This is a genomic window from Novosphingobium resinovorum, from assembly GCF_027922145.1.
GTDB classification, from domain to species: domain Bacteria; phylum Pseudomonadota; class Alphaproteobacteria; order Sphingomonadales; family Sphingomonadaceae; genus Novosphingobium; species Novosphingobium resinovorum.
The window spans coordinates 56,215-75,971 of sequence record NZ_BSFC01000039.1 but is presented as its reverse complement, the minus strand read 5'-3'; the positions used below and the strand labels follow the sequence as shown (position 1 = coordinate 75,971).

Here is a 19,757-nt window from a genome sequence, read left to right as displayed (position 1 = left end):
CCGCAAAATCCGCGCTGCCCTGCCGATAGGGCGTAACATGGTCATAGCGGCCCCAGCCTTCGCTGGGATGACGATCGTGCTGCCGCTCAAAGCCCCGCAGCAGCCTCCAGCGCCAGCATGTAGCTTTGCGCGCCGAACCCGGCGATCGTGCCCTTGGCCGCCATGCCGACCCATGACGTGTGCCGGAAGTCCTCGCGCGTGTGCGGGTTGGAGAGGTGGACCTCGATCACCGGCGCGGTGATCGCGCGGATCGCGTCGAGCAGCGCCACCGATGTATGCGTATAGGCCCCGGCGTTCAGCAGCACCGCGTGGGCGCCCGCGTCCTCGGCCTCGTGCAGCCAGTCGACGAGGTCGCCTTCGTGGTTGGACTGGAAGAGCACGATAGTGATGCCCAGCGCTTTGCCGCGTTCCTCGAGCATCGCGCCGATGTCATCGAGGGTCTGCGATCCGTAGATCGCCGGTTCGCGCTTGCCCAGCCGGTTGAGGTTGGGGCCATTGAGCACGTAGACCAGCTTTTCCGTCATGGACTTGGATACCTTCCGCCAATGCAGCGCGCGTTGTGTGGCGCGAGGTTTAGCGGGCCCTGCGCAGGGTGCAAGCCGGACGGCGCCCCGTGTCATTCAACCTTGGCGTGTCATTCAACCTTGCCGATGCCGGGATCGGGCGCGGCCGGCGCGCTGCCGACGCTGGGTGCCGGGGGCGCCGGGGGAGGCGGCGCTGCGGCGGGCGGCGGGGAATTGCCCGATGCATCTTCCTTTTTCGGGGCTTCTTCGCTTGCAGGGGCGTCGCCGCCGTAGAAGGCGGCGAGCTTCGCCTCGCGCTCGGCCCTGGCGCGGGCCTTGGCTTCTGCGGCCGCGTCCTCGGCGGAGTTCTCGGTCGGTGCGGGTGCAGGCGGTTGGCTGCAACTCGCGAGCGAAAAAAGCCCCGCAAGGCCGAGGAGGGCCTTGCCGAGCGGACGGTGAAGGATGGAGCGCACGATCATGTGCGCAGGATAGCGCGAAAGCGTTAGCGTTTCGCTTACCGGTCGGAGCCCTTGGTCTTGCCCCACTGGCGCATCGCCGAATAGCCGAGGTAGCCGGTGCCGAAGAGTGCGTAGAGCGGTTCCGGAATCCCCGCGAGATAGCCGTTCATCCCCGCGCCGATGGCCTTGGCGAGCCCCGGATTGAACGCCGCGACCACGCCCATCGGCAAGGCCCAGAGGATCACGAGGTACATCACGTAAAGAAAGCTCGGCCGCGCGCGGCTGGTCCAGGGATCGGCGCTGTTGGCTTCGGCGACTATGGCCGAAAGGCTGGCCTGCAGCATTTCGAGTTCCTGTGTGTTCTCGAGCTTCAGCAGTTCCAGCTTGGCGCGATCACGCGCCTCCGGGTCGGGGACGACCTTGTCGATGATGCGGGTGACGGGGCCGAGCAGCGAATCGAGGAGGGCCATGGCAGGATCCTTTGTAAAAGTGACCCGCTTTCAAATGACCATATCGGTTCGTGTAGGAAAATGAATTCTTGGGCGCGAGCGCTGGGTTAGCGCCGCTGCGCAGGCTGGCACATCGAACCGGCTTCTTTCGCCAGCGCGAAATCTCCGGCCCTGAGCGCCGCCTTTCGCGCCTCCGCGCACTTGCCGTCAGCGATCAGCGCGCCGACTTCCTCGCGCAGACCCTGTTCCTGACGGACCGCCTCGCGCTCCTCGTTCTTGTCGCGCAGGCGCTCGACTTCTTGAAAGCCCGAGTATCGCTGCTGGGCCGGATTGTCGCCCATGGTCCGGGTGGTCGTGCACGATGCGACATTGCCGAGGCGATAGCACGACGCGGTCTGCGCCATCGCAGCAGAGGTCGCGAAGGCGGACAGCCCGAAGGCGGCGACTGCAAGTGAGAGCTTCATGTTCACCCCGACATGTCAGACCATGGAAGGTGTCCGGGATGGCTGCGCAAGGCTATCTGGTCAAGTACGGGGAGCCGATGACGGCTAATGTCATGGCCCCATGATCGTTGCCGGAACGAAAAACGCCGTCTCCCGCATGAAGCAGGAGACGGCGTTTTTGATTGGTCGGGACGAGAGGATTCGAACCTCCGACCCCCACACCCCCAGTGTGATGCGCTACCAGGCTGCGCTACGTCCCGACCGGAGCGCGGCCTATAGGCAGGTCTTTCGGGATGCGCAAGCGCCTCCGGCATAGTTTTTCATCGCGTTGTCCACTCGCTTGAACGAAGGCGTGCGCGCCCTATCTAGCCCAGACACAGTGGGGGAGGCGCGGGAAGCCCGCGTTGCCAGCGCTTCGCTTTATTGCTAACCGCCCGCATCCGCCTGCGCGCAGGCTGCGGATCATACCGTCATGCGCGTCAGGCCCGGTCGGCACACGATTCGCCGTCCGACACGCGACACGAGAAGGCCCATCATTTCCATGCAGACCTCGATCCTCGCCCAGCTTGCCGCAGCCGCCCCCGCCGGTGCGCCGCCGGCCTGGATGACTTACCTGCCGTTCGTGGCGATGGCCGCGATCTTCTGGTTCCTTATCCTGCGCCCGCAGATGAAGCAGCAGAAGGAGCAGAAGAACAAGCTCGCGGCGCTCAAGAAGGGTGACGAGGTGCTGACCGGTGGCGGCCTGATCGGCAAGATCGTCAAGGTCGACGACAACTACGCCGAAATCGAACTGGCGCAGGGCGTGAAGGTCAAGGCGCTCAAGTCCACGATCGTCGACGTGATCCCACCCGCAGGCTCGAAGCCCGCGAACGACTGAACCGACCGGACGCTCCTTTGGGAAAGCGATTAGGCGATGCTTGAATTCTCGATCTTCAAGAAGGTCTGGTACTGGGGGATAGCGGCGGTGCTCTGCCTGCTGTCCGTACCCACGCTGCTGACCTTCACCAATATCCATCTGCCCGCAGGCGTTCCCGCGCCCAAGGTCAACCTCGGCCTCGATCTTGCGGGCGGCTCGCGCCTGTTGCTGGAAGCCGACCGCAACCAGGTCGTCCAGCAGCGCTTGCAGGGCATGGAGGAATCGGTCCGCACCAAGCTGGGCGCGGCCGAGCCCGCCATCGGCATCGGTGACGTATCGAGCCGGGGCGGCCGTCTGACCTTCACCGTACGCGACACGTCGCAGGTGGACGCCGCGCGCGAGGCGCTGCTGCCGCTGACCAATGGCGCGGGCCTGACCGGCCAGCGTGACTGGGACATCTCGGTGGTCAACGGCAACCAGTTCGTGCTGGCGCCGACTTCGGCAGGCATCGACCTCGAAGTCAGCAACGCGATGGAAACCGCCGTCGAGGTCGTCCGCAAGCGTATTGACGCGCTGGGCACCAAGGAGCCCGACATCCGCCGCCTCGGCGGCACCCGCATCGACGTGCAGGTGCCCGGTCTGCAGGATCCGGCGGCGCTCAAGGCGCTGCTCGGCCAGACCGCCAAGCTCGAATTCAAGATGGTGGACGAGACCGCATCGCCCGCCGACCTCGCACAGGGCATCGCGCCTCCGGGCGACGAGATCGCGCCTTATGCCGAGGGCATGGCTGAAGGGCCGAGCCCGGTCATCGCGGTCAAGCGCCTCGGCGGCATCACCGGCGACCAGCTGACGAACGCCAAGCAGGGCTTCGACCAGCAGAACAACCGCGCGGTGGTGAACATCACCTTCAACCAGCAGGGCGGCGAGAAGTTCGCGGCGCTGACCAGCGCCAACGTCGGTAAGCGTTTCGCCATCATTCTCGACGGCAAGGTGCTCTCGGCGCCTTCGATCAACGAGGCGATCCTGGGCGGCAGCGCGCAGATTTCGGGCAGCTTCACCACCAAGTCGGCCACCCAACTGGCGATCGCGCTGCGTTCGGGCGCGCTGCCTGTGGACCTCAAGGTCGTCGAGGAACGCACCGTCGGTCCCGACCTCGGCGCCGAGGCGATCCACAAGGGCGCCGTCGCGATGGGCGTCGGCACGCTGGCGCTCGTGCTCTTCATCATCCTGACTTACGGCCGCTTCGGCATCTATGCCTGCATCTGCGCCCTTGCGATCAACATCCTGATGATTCTGGGCGTGATGGCGGTGTTCGGCACCACGCTGACGCTGCCGGGCATCGCCGGCTTCGTGCTGACGCTGGGCGCGGCGGTGGACGCCAACGTGCTCATCAACGAACGCATCCGCGAGGAACGGTCCAAGGGCCGCCGCGTGGTGCAGTCGGTGGAACTGGGCTACAAGGAAGCGAGCCGCGCGATCTTTGACGCCAACATCACCAACTCGATCGCGGCGCTGCTGATGTTCGCGTTTGGCTCGGGTCCGGTGCGCGGCTTCGCGGTCGTGCTGATGATCGGTATCGTCACCTCGGTGTTCACCGCCGTGACCCTGACCCGCATGTGGGTTGCCGGATGGCTGCGCAAGGCGCGCCCGTCGGACCTCAACCTGTAAGCGCGGAGAGAGACAATGAAGCTCCTCAAGCTCATTCCCGACAACACCAACATCCACTTCCTCAAGTGGCAGTGGCCGTTCTTCATCAGCAACATCGTGCTGATGGTCGCCTCGGTGGTGCTGCTGTTCACGCACGGGTTGAATCTGGGCGTCGACTTCGTCGGCGGACAGATGATCCGCGTGACCTTCGAGCGCAGTGCGACCGCCCCGGTGGACGCGCTGACCAAGACCGTCGACAAGCTCGGCTACGGCGAGCCGGTGGTGCAGAACTTCGGCAAGCCCAACGAAGTCTCGCTGCGCATGCGGCTGCCCGAGGGCACCGAGGCGCAGCCGCAGTTGGCCGACGCGATGGCGCAGAAGATCACCACCACGGTCAAGCAGGCATTCCCGGATGCGCGCATCGACGGCGTCGATTCGGTCTCAGGCAAGGTCTCGGGCGAACTGCTCAAGACCGGCGTGCTGGCGCTGAGCCTGGCGATGCTGTGCATCTCGATCTACATCTGGGTGCGCTTCGAATGGCAGTTCGCCGCAGGGGCCCTGTTCGCGCTGATCCAGGACATCCTGCTGACCGTAGGCATGTTCTCGCTGACGCAGATGGAGTTCGACCTCAACATCGTCGCCGCGCTGCTGACGCTGCTGGGTTATTCGCTGAACGACAAGATCGTGGTCTACGACCGCATCCGCGAGAACCTCAAGAAGCACCGCCGCATGCCGATGGCCGAACTGCTCGACCTTTCGGTGAACGAGACGCTGTCGCGCACGGTGGTCACCTCGCTGTCGATCCTGATCATGCTGGTGGCGCTGCTGCTGTTGGGGCCGGACGTGATCTTCGGCTTCACCGCCGCGATCACGCTGGGCATCTTCATCGGTACGTACAGCTCGATCTTCATGTCCGCGCCGATCCTGATCTGGCTGGGCGTGAAGTCGGACAGCTTCGTGCAGACCGAATCGGCGATCGACCGTCAGGAGCGTCTGGCCCGCGAGCGCGGTCAGCCGCAGCCCTGATCTTCCTCGGCGGCTAGAGAAAAAGGCCCGTCCCGCGCGATGCGGGGCGGGCCTTTTCGCTGGCGCGCGCTATAGCGGCTCAGGTTTGGAGAATACGATGAGCAATCCGTCGAAGGCGTGGGACGCGCCGCAAGTGCGCAAATGGCTGGAGCGCCGGTTCGAAGCGGCGAAACTCGACCAGGCGGACGCCGACAGGCGCGGCTACGAGGCGCAGGACGACTACGACAAGGCGGCGGCCGAGGAATGGGTCTGCCGGACGCTGAAGGCGGCGGACTGCGTGGACGACCAGACCGCCTTCGCCGCGCGGATCAAGGAACTGATCGGCCAGGACGAATACCGGGTGACGGGCATCTACGACGATGCGCGCTTCCAGCGGAACGTCCGCGGCCAGCTACGCAAGCTGGCCAAGATGACCAAGGCGAACGAAGGGTTCGAAAAGACGCTGCGGTATCAGTGAGCGCGATGACATTGGATTGAACCACCCTTCGTCATTGCGAGCGAAGCGAAGCAATCCAGGGCAGTTTTGGATCGCCCTGGATTGCTTCGCTTCGCTCGCAATGACGATTCAGGGTAAAGTGATCACGCACCAAGCCCGACGCTGCACTCGCGTCGACGGGCGATCAGGCTTTCGTCAAAGCCTTGGCCACGCTCACGAACTCCGCGACCGACAGCGTTTCGGCCCGGCGCTGGGCGTCGATGCCGAGGGCTTCCAGTGCATCCAGTGCGCCGGGCACGCCCTTGAGGCTCTGGCGCAGCATCTTGCGGCGCTGGCCGAAGGCGCCCTCGGTCACGCGCTCCAGCACGCGCATGGAAACGCCCTCGGGGGCTTCGCCGGGCACGACGTGGACGATCGCCGACATGACCTTGGGCGGCGGGGTGAAGGCGCTGCGATGCACCTTCATCGCCAGCTTCGCCTTCGAGCGCCACTGCGCCAGCACCGCAAGGCGGCCATAGGCGGAAGTATCCGGCTCGGCGACGATACGGCGGGCCACTTCCTCCTGGAACATCAGCGTCAGCGAGGCCCACTGCGGCGGCCATGCCTCTCCCGATAGCCAGCCGGTGAACAGCGCTGTGCCGACGTTGTAGGGCAGGTTGGAGAGGATGTGATACTCGCCCGCGAACAGCGTCTTCGGATCGATCTTGAGCGCATCGCCCTCGATGACCTTGAGCTTGCCGGGGAATGCCTCCGCCAGTTCGGCGAGGGCGGGCAAGCAGCGGCGGTCCATCTCGATTGCGGTGACGTTGGCGCCCGCACGCAGCAGGGCGCGGGTCAGGCCGCCGGGGCCGGGGCCGACTTCGAGCACGTCCTTGCCGTCCAGCGATCCGGGAATCGCGGCGATCCGGTCGAGCAGTTGCTCATCGAACAGGAAGTTCTGGCCGAGCGCCTTGGAGGCCGAAAGGCCGTGGCGGGCGATAACTTCGCGTAAGGGGGGGAGGGTGGTCATTCGGAAACGCTTTTCCACCTCAAAACACCGCTCATGCTGAGCTTGTCGAAGCATGCAGTCGACGTAGCGCGCCGCTCGGGTGCTTCGACAAGCTCAGCATGAGCGGGGACGCGAGGATGATGGAGGCTGATCATGCGGCCCTCCGCGCAGCGCATTCACCCGCCATGCGGATCGCGGCGATCATCGCGCCCGCGCTCGCCAAGTGCTTGCCGGCAATGGCGAAGGCGGTGCCGTGGTCGGGCGAGGTGCGCACAATCGGCAGGCCGAGCGTCACGTTCACGCCCTGATCGAAGTCGAGCGTCTTGATCGGGATCAGCGCCTGATCGTGGTACATGCATAGCGCCACGTCGTAGCCCTCGCGCGCGTGGGCGGCGAACAGGGCGTCGGCGGGATGCGGGCCGGTGACGGCCAGCCCCTCGGCCTGCAGGGCGGCGATGGCGGGGATGATGACGTCGCGGTCCTCGGTGCCCATGCGGCCGTCTTCGCCCGCGTGGGGGTTGAGGCCGGTGATCGCGATGCGCGCCGACGGCAGGCCGAAATCGCGGGCGAGGGCGCGTGCGACGATGCGGGCCTTGCTCTCGATGAGGTCGCGGGTGACGAGGCCCGGCACTGCCGCCAGTGCTTCGTGGACGGTCAGCGGCACGGTGCGCAAGGACGGCCCGGCGAGCATCATAACGGCTGCCTCGTGGGGCAAGCCGCAGGCGTCGGCGAGGAATTCGGTTTGCCCGGGCTGGGTGAAGCCGACTGCGGCCAGTTTCGACTTGGCGATCGGGCCGGTGACCACGCCGCCCGCCTCGCCCGACAGCGCGAGCGCGGTGGCCTTGGTCAGCGAGTGCAGGGCGAGCGCCGCGCCTTCGATGGTCGGTTCGCCGAATGCCGGGGCACAGTCCTCGTCGCCCAGCACGGGCAGGGCCGAGCCGAATACGCTTGCCGCTTCACCAGGCGCCGAGATCGACGCGACAGGCAGGTCGATCCCGCGCGTCGCCGCTGCTGCACGTAGAACAGCCGCGCCGCCTACGACGAAGAACGGCGCGAGGGCCATTTCCCGGCGCCGCACCCAGCTTTCGGCAATCACTTCGGGGGCGATCCCGGCGGGATCGCCCAAAGACACGGCGAGTGGAGCCGTCATAGTCCGATCAGTTGTATTCGATGACGGCATCACGGCGCAGGTCGCGCAAGTAGGTCTGCGCGCGCTTGTTGACGCGGTCGTCCTCGAGCTGGGCCTGAAGCTGTTCGAAGCTCGGGCCGCTCTCGGTCTGCGGGTCGTCGCGGCCGCAGAGCATGAGGATACGCACGCCGTCTTCCAGCGAGCCGAACGGCGGCAGCGTTTCGCCGGGCGAAAGCTGCAGGATCGAGTTCTGGATCTGCGCCGGAAGGTCGCGCGCCTTGACCTGGTCGTTGGTGACGACTTGCGCGCCGAGACCCTTGGCCACGCCATCGACGTCGCCGCAACCCTTGGCCGCCTTCATCGCGGTCTGGAACGCCTCGGCGCGCTTGCCGGCCTCGGCCTCGCTCACGCCCTTGGGGAACGGCAGCGAGATCTGCTTGAGCGCGAGAACCGCATCGCGCGGATCGGCGGTGAGGACCTGGCGCTTGTCGATCAGGTAGAGGATGTCGAAGCCGCCGGGAACCTCGATCGGGCCGACCAGCTGGCCGGATTCCATGTCGCGGGCAACGGCCTGCAGTTCGGTGGGCAACTGCGCAAGGCGCACCCAGCCCAGGTCGCCGCCGACTGAGGCTGTGCTCGCCTGCGAGTACTGGCGGGCATAGGCGACGAAGCTGCCGCCACCCTTGAGCTGCTGCACGATCTGCGTGGCGTTTTGGTAGACCTGATCGCGCGCCTCGGGCGAAGCGGCGAGGTAGATTTCACCGAGGCGGTACTCGTCGGTGCCCTTGGCGGCCTTGAGGCGGGCCAGCACGTCGTTCACCTCGTCGTCGGAAACGTTGATGAAGGGCTGGACGTTGCGCTGGAGCAGGCGCTGCCACGAAAGCTCGCCGCGAATCTGGCGCTTGAGCGAGTCCGCCGACGAACCGACGCGCTTGAGGTAAGCGTCCATGGCGGAGGTGTTCTGGCCGAAGTTCTGCTGCGCGACGCGGGCGTAGGACTGGTTGATCTCGGCATCGTCGACGGCAACGTCGGCGGCCTTGGCCTCCTGAATCTGCAGCGTCTCGTCGATGAGATTGCGCAGCACCTGCAGGCGCAGGCGCTTGAGTTCTTCCTCGTCGATCTTGCCCTGGTTGGCCGCGACGATGAGAGCGAGGCGCTGGTCGACGTCGGTGCCGGTGATGACATCGCCGTTCACGACCGCAGTGGCGCGGCGCATGTTCGGGTTGTCGTTGCCGAAAATCTTCACGTCGTCGGGGATCGAAATCTCGCCCTGCGGGGCGGATTGAGCCAAAGCCTGCTGAGAATACACGGTGAGCGCGGAAGACATCGCAGCGAGGCCGCCGACGCAGAGGAGGGCGCGCTTGAGGAACTTGCGGTTAACTGCTTGCACCGTTGTATCAATCCCGTTTTCGACCGACCCGTGGGGCCGGTGCATCAACGGCGGAAAGTCCCGAAGCCGGGAATTGCCGCCGCATTTATCAAAGTCACACCTGCCGGGAGGCGGCTTAACTGAAAATGAGCACACCCGATAGCGGCTTTGCCGGAATGTGCCAATCTTTGCTCGAATGCATCACGAGTTGCACCGGGGCACGAAGGTCTAGCTGCCCCCGCCGATGTTCTTCAGCGCGAAGCCCAACTGGAACGAGTCGCCGCGCTTCACGTCGCCGAGAGCCACGTAGTCGCGGCGCCAGGTCAGCGAAATCTGGACGCAGTCGTCTTCGTAAGCCGCGCCGAAGCGGGTCCGCAGCGGCTGGAAACCGTTGGACCCGTATTCCGGGTTGTCCTTGCGGCTGGTCATGTTGACGACGGCCGAGCCGAACATCGACCAGTACCGCGCGAAGGCGATGCGGCCTGCGGCGCGCAGTTCCTCGCGGTCCTGCAAGTCCTCGATATCGTTGACGATATTGCGGTTGAGGCGGGTGTAGCCCAGTTCCAGATAGCTCTGGGTGTTGCCGATCACCGCATCGAATTCATTCCGGCGAACGGCCATCGTGTCCTTGTCCACGCGGAAGCGGTGGATGAAGTTCAGGAAGTCCCGGTAGCGGATCTCGGTGCGGCCGACGATGTCGGAAGTCTTGTTGGAGAGGCCGGTGCCGTCGGGCAGCACGGTGTTCTGGTTGCTGAGGCGCACCGACTGGCCCACGGTGGTCTTGATCTTCCAGCGCGGCCGCTCGAACTGCCAGTCGAAGCCGTATGTGAAGCGCACCCCGTCCTCGACCCGGTCGTAGCCCGGGAAGCGGTTGAGGGCGAAGAGATTGCCGGTGTCGAGGTCGACCGCACGCGAATCCTCGTTGGGGATCGCCAGGTTCTTGACGTGCGGCGAAGCGACCAGCTGGACACGCGGGGTCAGCACCTGGGTGCCGCCGAAAGCCTGTCCCACCAGCGGCCACTTCACATCGACCGCAGCCGTGGCGATGCCGCGCTGCTGCCAGCCGGAAAGCCCGCGATAGAGGTCTTCGGTGGTCAGGGCATTGTCGGACGAATGATAGACGTCGCCGCGTACGAGGCCGGTAAAGGTGATCTCCTGACCCATGTTCGTCAATTGGCGCAGCGACCACTGGGCGCTGGCGAAGGCGCGCTGGGTGTCCTGTCCATCGGTCCGGCTGATCGCCAGCGAGTTGGCCTGCAGCTCGAACTTGCCGCCAAGCAGGGGATCGTCGATGCGGCGGCGATAGTCGATCATCGGCAACGCCACGGGGATCAGGCCCTGAGTGCGGTTGGCCACCATCGTCTGCGTCGCATAGCCTGCGATCGTGAAGTAGCTGTCCTGGTCGATCCGCTCCACTTCGACCATCGAGCGCAGGCGGTCGTCGCGGTTGTTGTCGTAGCGGCGCAGGAACGTGCGGTCGGTCGCGCGCCGGATCGAGGCGGTTACGCTCCAGTTGTCGTCGAGCTGGAACTTGCCGTTGGCGAAGATGTAGCCGCGGAACGAACGTTCGCCGCTGGTGATTTCCTCGCCCGTGCCGCTGTAGATCGGGATCCTGCTGCTGGCGGTGGCCAGGCCGGTGATCTGGTAGGCGCCCTTGTCGGTCAGCGCGCGGTACTGCAGCGATGCCATCGGTGCGGCTTGGGTGAAGGCCGAGACCGTGCCGGTAAGGTCACGATTCTCTGCGAGCTTCCAGTAGTAGGACTGCGCGATTTCGATGCCGTTCGACGGGCTCGATTTGAGGTCGGGCATCAGGAAGCCGGAGACCGCGTGGCCGTCTGTGCTGATGGTCAGGCCGAGCAGCGGCAACTGCACTACGCCGAACAACTCGATCCGCGCGTCCTTGAAGCGCACGCGCTTCTGCGTGTCGGAATAGATGACCTGCTTGGCGACGATGCGCCAGCTGGGCTTCTTGGGGCAACCGTCGTCGTCGGTGACGTCGCACCCGGTGTAGGCCGCCTTGTTGAGGATGACGTCGCCGTTCGCGATTCGCTCGCCCTTGAGCGCGGCGAGGCGGCCACCTTCGCGCATGACGAGGAGCAGGTTCTCCATCATGCCGGTCTTGAGTTCGTCGGTCAGCTCGACTTGTTCGGTGTAGAGCTGGTTGCCGTCCTGGTCGACCATGCGGACATTGCCGTCGGCAAGGATCTTGCCACTCTGGCGGTTCCAGGTGACCTTGTCGGCGCGGACGGACTGGACCTGGCCCTTGTCGTCGCGGCGGCGCAGGACGACGTTGCCGGTCGCGGTGACGACTTCGCTGTTCTGCTCGTACTGGACGTCGTCGGCCTCGAAGGCGACGGGCTCGGTCTCGCCGGTGGAGACGGGCGGAGCGGCGGGCGCCCCGGCGATCGGGCCGGTATCAACGGGGCGGGCCACGTCTTGCGCGAAAGCGGCGTGGGGCGCGCAAAGCGTCGCGATTCCGAGGGCGAGCGCGTGCAGCGAAAGCGGACGCAAGCGGCGGAACGGGGCTTGCAGCGAAGTCTGCACGGCTGGGAGCATGGGTTGCCTATCGCATCGCCTGTGCCTAACTGCAATCCAGTCATGCGGTGAAGCGCACAAGATCGGCGTTTCACCGGGGAAATCCAGGAGAATCCATGAAGATCCAGTTCCTTGGGGCGGCAGATGAGTCGAACTCCGGCGTCATCGCGCGTCTCGTCAATCAGGACGCGGTGCCTGCAGACCTCGAAGCGGTGCTGGCGGAAGGCGCGAAGCGCGCGCGTTTCACGGGCAAGGCGGGCCAGGTCTTCGAAGGTTTCGTCGAGCGCAGCGGTAAAGCCGTGCGCGTGGCGCTGGCCGGGATCGGTGAGGCTTCGGCAAGGGACCGCAAGGCTGCGGTGGAAAAGGCCGGCGCGGCCGTCGTCGCCAAGTACCTCACCAGCGGCGAGACGGTGTTGACGCTCGACATCACCGGCGCGGGTCTCTCGGCCGAGGAAGCGGCAGGGGCACTGCTCGGCGCGCAGCTGCGTTCGTGGCGCCATGACGTCTATCGCACCAAGCTGGCCGCCGATGCGAAGCCGAGCCTTGCCGAAGTTTCGCTCGTCGGCGCGCCCGAAGGCACCGAGGCGGTTTGGGAGATCGAGCAGGCGATCGCGCAAGGCGTTTCCTTCACCCGCGAACTCGTCACCGAACCCGCGAACATCATCTACCCCGAGAGTTTCGTGGAACGCTGCAAAGCGCGCATGGAGGGCTCGGGCCTGACCATCCGCGTGCTCGACGACAAGGAGATGGCGGCGCTCGGCATGGGCTCGCTGCTCGGCGTTGCGCAAGGTTCGGTTCGCCCCGCGCGCCTGCTCGTCATGGAGTGGCTGGGCGGCGAAGAGGGCGCAAAGCCCGTGGCCTTCGTCGGCAAAGGCGTGACGTTCGATACCGGCGGCATCTCGATCAAGCCGGCAGGCGGCATGGAAGACATGAAGTGGGACATGGGCGGCGCCGGTGCGGTTGCGGGTACCATGCTCGCCCTCGCTCTGCGCAACGCCAAGGCCAACGTCATCGGCGTGTGCGGCCTCGTCGAGAACATGCCTGACGGGAATGCCCAGCGTCCGGGCGACGTGGTGACTTCCATGTCGGGCCAGACCATCGAGGTCATCAACACCGACGCCGAAGGCCGCCTCGTCCTGTGCGACGCGCTGACCTGGGTGCAGCGCGAATATGCGCCTGCCAAGGTGATCGACCTCGCGACCCTGACCGGCGCGATCATCCTCAGCCTCTCGCACGAATATGCGGGCCTGTTCTCGAACAACGACGGTCTTGCGGCCGAGTTGAACGCGGCGGGTGATGCCTCGGGCGATCGCCTGTGGCGCATGCCGATGGGGCCGACCTACGACAAGATGATCGACAGCCCGATCGCCGACATGAAGAACGTCGGCCCGCGCTTCGGCGGCTCGATCACGGCGGCGCAGTTCCTGCTGCGCTTCATCGAGAACGATACGCCCTGGGCGCACCTCGACATCGCGGGCACCGTGTGGACCGACAAGCCCGGCGCTACCTGGGACAAGGGTGCGACCGGCTTCGGCGTGCGCCTGCTCGATCGCTTCGTGCGCGACACGATCGAAGCCTGAGCCAGAAAAGGACGCGGCCAGGTGCAGGTCATGTTCTATGAACTCAGCCGCGACCCGGCCCATGCGGTCGTACCGCTGCTGGCCCGGCGCATCGTCGAGGGCGGGGGGCGCGTGCTCGTGGTCTCCGCCGACGAGCAGCAGCGCGGCCGGATTTCGGCGGCGCTGTGGTCGCACCGGCCCGACGGCTTCCTCGCCAACGGCCAGATGGGCGAGGGGCACGAGGATCGCCAGCCGGTCCTCCTGTCCGACATTCCCGACCCGGCGAACGGCGCCCGGTTCCTCATCATCGCCGACGGCGTATGGTGCGAGGGCGAAGAGCCGTTCGAGCGCACCTTCTACCTCTTCGACGACGAGACCAAGCCGCAGGCGCGCGAGGTCTGGCGCGACTTGCGCGGCCGCGAAGGGGTTAAGAAGGAATACTGGGCGCAGGAAGACGGCCGCTGGGCCAAGAAAGCCGAAGAATAAGGCGGAAAGTCGTCTTCACGGACATGTTCGGAAAGTCGACAATGGGCTTGCTGAAGAATGCGGTGATGGGCACAGGCACGCTCCCCCCGAAAAGTTGTTTACGGAGTGAGAATGCAGAAAGTCCTGCGGGTCGTGATCGTGGTCGTCGTCGCTGCGTTGGTGATGTTCGGCGGTCGCTGGTACATGTATGTGGCGCAGGGCAGCAGCCCTTATGACGAAGTGGGCATCGCGTTGAATGGCTATGCCCCGGGGCCGCTGCGGAGTTGGGGGTGTCACAAGATGCAGACCCGTTTTCCTGGCCAACTGCCTCCTTACGGTTGCGGTTCCGCCGATGGGCGCGACTGGATCTGAAGTCCGCGCCTGCCGGTCCTGCAAAGGTGTCAGATGTTCATCGCTTCCATGTGCTGAAGGCGCCGGCTCTTCGTTTGAACGCGGACAGTTCAGTGTTCTGTATTTCCAGTTTGGTGCCCACCTTGCGGACAACCCCATTCCCGGCTAGGGGCGCGCCCAACAATAACGCCCTTGTCCAAGGAATAGTCCCATGGCGGTTACCCGCACCTTTTCGATCATCAAGCCCGACGCCACCCGCCGCAACCTGACCGGCGCCGTCACCAAGATGCTCGAGGAAGCCGGCCTGCGCGTCGTCGCCTCCAAGCGCATCCAGATGTCGAAGGAACAGGCGGAGGGCTTCTACGCCGTCCACGCCGAGCGTCCGTTCTTCAACGACCTGGTTTCGTTCATGATTTCCGGCCCCGTCGTCGTCCAGGTGCTCGAAGGCGAAGACGCCGTGAAGCGCAACCGTGACATCATGGGCGCCACCAACCCCGAGAACGCCGACGCCGGCACCATCCGCAAGGAACTGGCCGAATCGATCGAAGCCAACTCGGTCCACGGTTCGGATTCGGAAGAGAACGCGGCGATCGAGATCGCCTACTTCTTCAAGCCGGAAGAGATCGTCGGCTGAAGCTGACGGTTAAATCTTCGTAATTCGGGAGAAGGTCGCCGGTTTCGGCGGCCTTTTTCTTTTGGTGCTTGTGTGTCGGGTGCTTATTCTATGGGTAATTCGTTACAGCGGAAATCCTGATGGCCAAGACGATCCTGATTGCGGCATCCCTCTCGTTCTGCGCAGCGGTGTTGATGTCTCATGTAGCCAGTACCGATCCGGTAAGGCCGGGCGCGGGCATGCAAGCGCGGGCGGCGACGCAGTACCGTTGATCCCACGAACTGAGTCACACGATCGAGTTATCGGCGCCGCGCTGTTCACGCACCGAGTTTCGATTTGATCCATCGCGGCTCACTGCTGTACGTTCGTAGCAGAGGAGAACCACGATGCAGGGAATGGGCGAAACCGGCGAAAGCTGTCCCTTCGAATTCAACTTCGACGAAAAAACCTTCAAGGTCGGCGACACCGTCAGTTTCCGCGTCAACGGCAGCCTCGAAGGCTTCCCCTTCGCGGGCACGCTGACGGAAGTGCATGAGGATTACGTTCTGATCGCCGGAGACCCGCAGGACCCCGGCAAGCGCTATCGCGGCACGCGCGAGAGCAGGCCGCAAGTCGACTACACAGAAATTTGACGCCGCCGCGTAGGTTTACGGAGGGCGGGAGCAAGCCTCGGTTTACCATCGGCGGCGAGGATCAGTCATGCGGGGCGGGCTGAGGAGACCGCATGACTTTGAAGCATATCGCAGGCGCAACCGGTCTGATCATGGCATCGTGGCTGCCGTCGGTCTGTCATGCGCAGGATAAGCCCACTGGCGTGACTGTCGCCGCGACCGGTGGTTCGCTGGGCATCGGGCCGGAAGTGGGCTTTCGACCTTCGCCGATCATCGGCGTTCGGGCGTCCGCGACTTTTCTTGGGCTTGGTCACAATGTCGATGTCGACGACATCAACTACCATGGCGACCTCAAGCTTCGATCATGGGGCGCTAACGCGGATATCTATCCCTTCCGCAACGGCTTCCGGCTCTCCGCGGGGTTTCGTGTGAGCAGCAATCGAATCGACCTTGTCGCGACGCCGACCGAGGCGGTGACGGTCGGCCAGCGAGTTTACACGCCCGAGGAAATCGGCACTATCGAGGGCAAGGTCCGAGCCCGCCGGTTCGCGCCGACGTTCACCGTGGGGTTCGCGAAGAACCGGGATAAGGGCTTTGCGTGGAGCCTCGATGCAGGGGTGATGCTCCACGGAAGGCCCCGGACCGAAGACGTCGTCGCTACGGGTGAGCTGGCAAGCAACCCGCTGTTCCAGGAAGATCTCGCCCGCGAACGCGCCGAAATCGAAGGCGAGGTGGACAACTACAAGGTCTACCCGATCGTCCAGCTTTCGGTGGGCTATACCTTTTAGAACTGTCCGGCTGCATCCATCAGCGCGGTGAGCCGCTTGGGCGCCACTGCCCGCCACGACAGCCAGAGCCAGTCGGCGATCGCCTCCCAGTCGGTGTCGCCGCGATCGAGGCGAATGCCGAGCCAGCCGTCGCCGAAGTAGGCGGGGCGGAAGTATAGGTCGTCGTCTTGCTCGATCAGCATCGCCTGTTCGTCGGCGCCGCTGATCTTAATCAGCAGCGCGACGCGGCCGTCCCCGTGATGGTCGGCGCTGAAGTAGGCGAACTTCTTGCCCTTTATCACGCCGAAGCAGGCCATGCCGTGGCTGACCGTCTCATCGCTCTCGGGCAAGGCGAGGGCGCGTTCGCGCACTTGCTCAAGCAGCCATTCGGGCCGCGTCTCTCGCGTGACGAGGTCGGCGAGGCAGCGCGAGTAGAGCTGGTGCTCGGCGATCAGCACACGGCCCGCGAGCGTGTCGGCGGTGTCGCCTGGCAGGATCGCCACCGGCGTCTGGCCGAGGATCGGGCCATCGTCGAGTTCGGCGGTGACGAGGTGAACGGTGACGCCGCCATGACTGTCGCCCGCCTCGATCGCGCGGTCATGCGTGTGCAGGCCGGTGTACTTGGGCAGCAGCGAGGGGTGGATGTTGACCATCCGGCCTTCCCAGCTGCCCACGAATTCCGGCGTCAGGATGCGCATGTAGCCCGCCAGCGCGACCCACTGCGCGCCGCTGGCGCGAATCGCCGCGTCCATCGCCGCGTCGTGCTCGGGCCGCTTCATGCCCTTGTGACTGAGCGCGAAGGTCTTAACGCCTTCCGCTTCGGCGAGCCGCAGTCCCTTGGCCTCGGGATCGTTGGCAGCGACCAGCACGATCTCGTAAGGGCAGTCGGCCGCGCGGCTCGCATAGAGCAGGGCGGCCATGTTGGTGCCGCTTCCGGAAATCAGTACGGCGACTTTCTGGCGGGTCATTGCGTAATCCCGAACCGTCATCCTGAACTCGATTCAGGATCCATTGCGCCTTCCGGCATGACCGGGGTGTGGCGCACCATGGACCCTGAAACAAGTTCAGGGTGACGCAGCGTGTGAGGAGGCGTGGCCTCGATCAACCGATGTGAACGGCTTCCCACGGCTCGCGCGCGGACCACGCCTCGGCCGATCCTGTCACGGTGCAACCCTTTTCGCCCGGCTCGATGCGGCCGATGGTGAAGACGGTCTCTCCGGCGGCTTCGAGGTCGGCCTTGAGCGCCTCGGCCTCGTCGGCCGCGACCGCCAGCACCATGCCGACGCCGCAGTTGAAAGTGCGCGCCATCTCGCCCGGCTCGATGTTGCCCTGCGCCTGCAGGAACGCCATCAGGCGCGGCTGCGGCCAGGCATCGGCGTCGATGCGGGCGTGCAGGCCCTTGGGCAGCACGCGCGGGATGTTCTCCAGCAGGCCGCCGCCGGTGATGTGGGCGAGGGCGTGGATCCGGCCCGCGCGGATGAAGGGCAGCAGGCTCTTCACGTAGATGCGGGTGGGCGCGATCAGCGCGTCGATCAGCAGGGTGTCGGCATCGAACAGGGCGGGGCGGTTCAGCTTCCAGCCCTTGTCCTGCGCGAGTCGGCGCACCAGCGAATACCCGTTGGAATGGACGCCCGAGGACGCGAGGCCCAGCAGCACGTCGCCGGCCGCGACCTTGTCCCCGGTCAGCTGCTCGCCGCGCTCCACCGCGCCGACGCAGAAGCCCGCGAGGTCGTAGTCGCCCGCCGCGTACATGCCCGGCATTTCCGCGGTTTCACCGCCGATGAGCGCGCAGCCCGAAATCTTGCAGCCCTCGGCAATGCCCGCCACGACGCGCTCGGCGACGCCGTTCTCCAGCTTGCCGGTGGCGAAGTAGTCGAGGAAGAACAGCGGCTCCGCGCCCTGCACGATAAGGTCGTTGACGCACATGGCGACGAGGTCGATGCCGATATGGTCGTGGCGGTCGTGGTCGATAGCCAGCTTGACCTTGGTGCCGACGCCGTCGTTGGCGGCGACCAGCAGCGGATCCTTGTAGCCCGCGGCGCGCGGATCGAAGAAGCCGCCGAAGCCTCCCAGTTCCGCATCGGCGCCCGGGCGCGCGGTGGATTTCGCGAGCGGGGCGATGGCCTTGACCAGCGCGTTACCGGCCGCGATCGAGACGCCGGCCTGCTCGTAGCTATAGCTCTTCTGGGAGTTATCGTCGGACATGTGGGCGCGCCTAGCGCTTTGTGACTTGGATTTCCATCTTCGATTGGGCACAAGGCCCCCGGTTTCGACATGGCAATCACGATTTCCCCCAAAAGCCTGCGGTTCAGCCGCAAGGGTGCCGCCTCCAGGGCCATGTTGTGGTGGGGCGGCGCGGCCGTTCTCGCAGTGGCGACGATCACCGGCGTCCAGCTTCTGGCGCAGATCGAGGGCGATCGCGGTATAGCTCCGCTCGCCAATTCGCAGGACATCCAGGTCAACGGCATCAGCGTCGACGTGACCGCGAAGACCGGCGCGCAGGCCCGGATCGACGGCTGGAAACTGGCGGAAAAGGAAGCCTGGAAGAAGCTGGGCGGCCCCGACATGCCGACAGAATCGATTGATGCGATGGTGACCTCGGTGGTCATCGGCCACGAACAGGTCGGCCCCAAGCGCTATATCGCGACGCTCGGCGTCATTTTCGACAAGGCCAAGGCTGGGCAATATGTCGGCGCTGGAGCGGGCTCCGGTCCGCGTTCGGCGCCGCTGCTGCTGATCCCGGTGCTCGATTCGGGCGGTGTCAGGCAGGTCTTCGAGGTGCGCGGGCCGTGGCAGCGCGCCTGGGCCGAGTTCCAGGCTGCCGCCAGCCCCGTCGATTACGTGCGCCCGACCGGCTCGGGCGGCGAATCGCTGATTCTCACCGCCGGACAGACCTCGCGCCGCAGCCGCCTGTGGTGGCGTACGGTGCTCGGCCAGTTCGACGCCTCTGACGTGGTGATGCCCGTCGCGCGGCTGGAGCGGCAATGGCCCGGCGGCCCGATCAAGGGCACCTTCACGGCGCGCTACGGCCCGGACAACAAGTTCCTCGGCGGCTTCACCATGGATGCCGCCAGCGAGCAGGACCTGCCGCGCATGCTGGAGCAGGCCGTCACCCGCGTCGACGGCCTCTACCGCGACGCGCTGGCGACCGGCGAACTGCGCCCTGACCCCTCTATCAACGCAGGCGGAGAAGCGCTGGACCGCGCCTTTGCCGAACTGCGCGAAAAGCTGATGCCCAAGGGCGAGGCACCCGTGGTGGTGCCGACGCCGATCCCGGTGATTCGCACCGAAGACGTGTCGGGCGCTCCGGTCGAGACCGTAACGGTCCAGTTCGCTACGCCCGATGCCGCTGCGGTAGACGCCGCGCTCGCCGCCGTTCGCGGTGTGCCGGGTGTGCAGGGCGCCGCGACCGTAAGCCTCGCGATCGGCGGCACCTCGGTCATGCGGGTCACCGTATCCGGCGGTGGCGAGCGGCTTGCGGGTGCCTTGCGCGGGCAGGGTTGGAAGGTTTCCGGCGGGGGCACCTCGCTTAGGATCAGCCGCTAGGATCCT

The 19,757-nt window shown here is 65.6% G+C and carries 22 protein-coding genes and 1 tRNA gene; 12 read left to right on the top strand and 11 right to left on the bottom strand.

What is annotated here, in order from left to right; genetic code table 11:
* Positions 1 to 86: 86 nt before the first annotated feature.
* The 5 genes from aroQ to PKE80_RS21435 form a co-directional block, all read right to left on the bottom strand.
* Positions 87 to 524: a type II 3-dehydroquinate dehydratase gene (gene aroQ / locus PKE80_RS21455; protein ID WP_271184262.1), complete on the bottom strand. Its 438-nt coding sequence runs from the start codon at positions 522 to 524 to the stop codon at positions 87 to 89.
* A 110-nt stretch (positions 525 to 634) separates the two neighbouring features.
* Entirely contained in the window at positions 635 to 982 is a 348-nt protein-coding gene (locus tag PKE80_RS21450) for a hypothetical protein (protein ID WP_271184261.1), read from the bottom strand.
* Positions 983 to 1,017: 35 nt separating this feature from the next.
* On the bottom strand, positions 1,018 to 1,431 hold the full coding sequence (locus PKE80_RS21445; protein ID WP_008828384.1) for a holin family protein: 414 nt from the start codon (positions 1,429 to 1,431) through the stop codon (positions 1,018 to 1,020).
* A gap of 86 nt (positions 1,432 to 1,517) precedes the next feature.
* Complete coding sequence (locus tag PKE80_RS21440) at positions 1,518 to 1,874, bottom strand: hypothetical protein (protein WP_271184260.1); 357 nt, start codon at positions 1,872 to 1,874, stop codon at positions 1,518 to 1,520.
* A 162-nt stretch (positions 1,875 to 2,036) separates the two neighbouring features.
* Positions 2,037 to 2,113, bottom strand: a tRNA-Pro gene (locus tag PKE80_RS21435).
* 281 nt (positions 2,114 to 2,394) lie between these two features.
* Here PKE80_RS21435 and yajC point away from each other — a divergent pair.
* The 4 genes from yajC (at position 2,395) to PKE80_RS21415 (ending at position 5,839) form a co-directional block, all read left to right on the top strand.
* Positions 2,395 to 2,730: a preprotein translocase subunit YajC gene (yajC, locus tag PKE80_RS21430; protein ID WP_008828382.1), complete on the top strand. Its 336-nt coding sequence runs from the start codon at positions 2,395 to 2,397 to the stop codon at positions 2,728 to 2,730.
* Positions 2,731 to 2,766: 36 nt separating this feature from the next.
* Complete coding sequence (secD, locus tag PKE80_RS21425) at positions 2,767 to 4,377, top strand: protein translocase subunit SecD (RefSeq protein ID WP_008828381.1); 1,611 nt, start codon at positions 2,767 to 2,769, stop codon at positions 4,375 to 4,377.
* Positions 4,378 to 4,392: 15 nt separating this feature from the next.
* Positions 4,393 to 5,382: a protein translocase subunit SecF gene (gene secF, locus PKE80_RS21420; protein ID WP_036524310.1), complete on the top strand. Its 990-nt coding sequence runs from the start codon at positions 4,393 to 4,395 to the stop codon at positions 5,380 to 5,382.
* Between the two features lie 97 nt (positions 5,383 to 5,479).
* A complete protein-coding gene (locus tag PKE80_RS21415) occupies positions 5,480 to 5,839 on the top strand; it encodes a hypothetical protein (RefSeq protein ID WP_271184259.1) in 360 nt (119 codons plus the stop codon).
* Between the two features lie 163 nt (positions 5,840 to 6,002).
* On the opposite strand, the gene rsmA is transcribed toward PKE80_RS21415, so the two are convergent.
* From rsmA to PKE80_RS21395, 4 genes are all read right to left on the bottom strand, one after another.
* On the bottom strand, positions 6,003 to 6,827 hold the full coding sequence (gene rsmA, locus PKE80_RS21410; RefSeq protein WP_271184258.1) for a 16S rRNA (adenine(1518)-N(6)/adenine(1519)-N(6))-dimethyltransferase RsmA: 825 nt from the start codon (positions 6,825 to 6,827) through the stop codon (positions 6,003 to 6,005).
* A gap of 130 nt (positions 6,828 to 6,957) precedes the next feature.
* Positions 6,958 to 7,956, bottom strand: coding sequence for a 4-hydroxythreonine-4-phosphate dehydrogenase PdxA (gene pdxA, locus PKE80_RS21405; protein WP_271184257.1), 999 nt, complete (start codon positions 7,954 to 7,956; stop codon positions 6,958 to 6,960).
* A gap of 7 nt (positions 7,957 to 7,963) precedes the next feature.
* Entirely contained in the window at positions 7,964 to 9,325 is a 1,362-nt protein-coding gene (locus PKE80_RS21400; RefSeq protein WP_271184256.1) for a peptidylprolyl isomerase, read from the bottom strand.
* A gap of 207 nt (positions 9,326 to 9,532) precedes the next feature.
* Positions 9,533 to 11,860, bottom strand: coding sequence for an LPS-assembly protein LptD (locus PKE80_RS21395; protein ID WP_271184255.1), 2,328 nt, complete (start codon positions 11,858 to 11,860; stop codon positions 9,533 to 9,535).
* Positions 11,861 to 11,955: 95 nt separating this feature from the next.
* Here PKE80_RS21395 and PKE80_RS21390 point away from each other — a divergent pair, with 95 nt between their 5' ends.
* The 7 genes from PKE80_RS21390 (at position 11,956) to PKE80_RS21360 (ending at position 16,226) form a co-directional block, all read left to right on the top strand.
* Positions 11,956 to 13,419: a leucyl aminopeptidase gene (locus PKE80_RS21390; RefSeq protein WP_271184254.1), complete on the top strand. Its 1,464-nt coding sequence runs from the start codon at positions 11,956 to 11,958 to the stop codon at positions 13,417 to 13,419.
* A gap of 21 nt (positions 13,420 to 13,440) precedes the next feature.
* Positions 13,441 to 13,884, top strand: coding sequence for a DNA polymerase III subunit chi (locus tag PKE80_RS21385; RefSeq protein WP_271184253.1), 444 nt, complete (start codon positions 13,441 to 13,443; stop codon positions 13,882 to 13,884).
* 111 nt (positions 13,885 to 13,995) lie between these two features.
* Positions 13,996 to 14,235 carry a hypothetical protein gene (locus PKE80_RS21380; protein WP_271184252.1) on the top strand — a complete coding sequence of 80 codons (240 nt, stop codon included), beginning with the start codon at positions 13,996 to 13,998 and terminating at the stop codon, positions 14,233 to 14,235.
* Positions 14,236 to 14,425: 190 nt separating this feature from the next.
* Entirely contained in the window at positions 14,426 to 14,848 is a 423-nt protein-coding gene (ndk, locus tag PKE80_RS21375; protein ID WP_036524317.1) for a nucleoside-diphosphate kinase, read from the top strand.
* 119 nt (positions 14,849 to 14,967) lie between these two features.
* The gene (locus PKE80_RS21370) at positions 14,968 to 15,099 is read left to right on the top strand and encodes a hypothetical protein (RefSeq protein ID WP_271184251.1); all 132 of its coding nucleotides are present in this window, start codon (positions 14,968 to 14,970) and stop codon (positions 15,097 to 15,099) included.
* 114 nt (positions 15,100 to 15,213) lie between these two features.
* Positions 15,214 to 15,459, top strand: a complete 246-nt coding sequence (locus PKE80_RS21365; RefSeq protein ID WP_271184250.1) for a hypothetical protein — start codon at positions 15,214 to 15,216, stop codon at positions 15,457 to 15,459.
* 92 nt (positions 15,460 to 15,551) lie between these two features.
* Positions 15,552 to 16,226 (top strand): hypothetical protein, encoded by a 675-nt coding sequence (locus PKE80_RS21360; RefSeq protein ID WP_271184249.1) that lies wholly within the window; start codon positions 15,552 to 15,554, stop codon positions 16,224 to 16,226.
* On the opposite strand, the gene purN is transcribed toward PKE80_RS21360, so the two are convergent.
* Together purN and purM are read right to left on the bottom strand one after the other, a co-directional pair.
* Positions 16,223 to 17,173 carry a phosphoribosylglycinamide formyltransferase gene (purN, locus tag PKE80_RS21355; RefSeq protein ID WP_271184248.1) on the bottom strand — a complete coding sequence of 317 codons (951 nt, stop codon included), beginning with the start codon at positions 17,171 to 17,173 and terminating at the stop codon, positions 16,223 to 16,225. The genes PKE80_RS21360 and purN overlap by 4 nt on opposite strands.
* Before the next feature lie 133 nt (positions 17,174 to 17,306).
* Positions 17,307 to 18,410 carry a phosphoribosylformylglycinamidine cyclo-ligase gene (purM, locus tag PKE80_RS21350; protein WP_271184247.1) on the bottom strand — a complete coding sequence of 368 codons (1,104 nt, stop codon included), beginning with the start codon at positions 18,408 to 18,410 and terminating at the stop codon, positions 17,307 to 17,309.
* Between the two features lie 69 nt (positions 18,411 to 18,479).
* Here purM and PKE80_RS21345 point away from each other — a divergent pair, with 69 nt between their 5' ends.
* On the top strand, positions 18,480 to 19,751 hold the full coding sequence (locus PKE80_RS21345) for a heavy-metal-associated domain-containing protein (protein ID WP_271184246.1): 1,272 nt from the start codon (positions 18,480 to 18,482) through the stop codon (positions 19,749 to 19,751).
* Positions 19,752 to 19,757 lie beyond the last annotated feature (6 nt).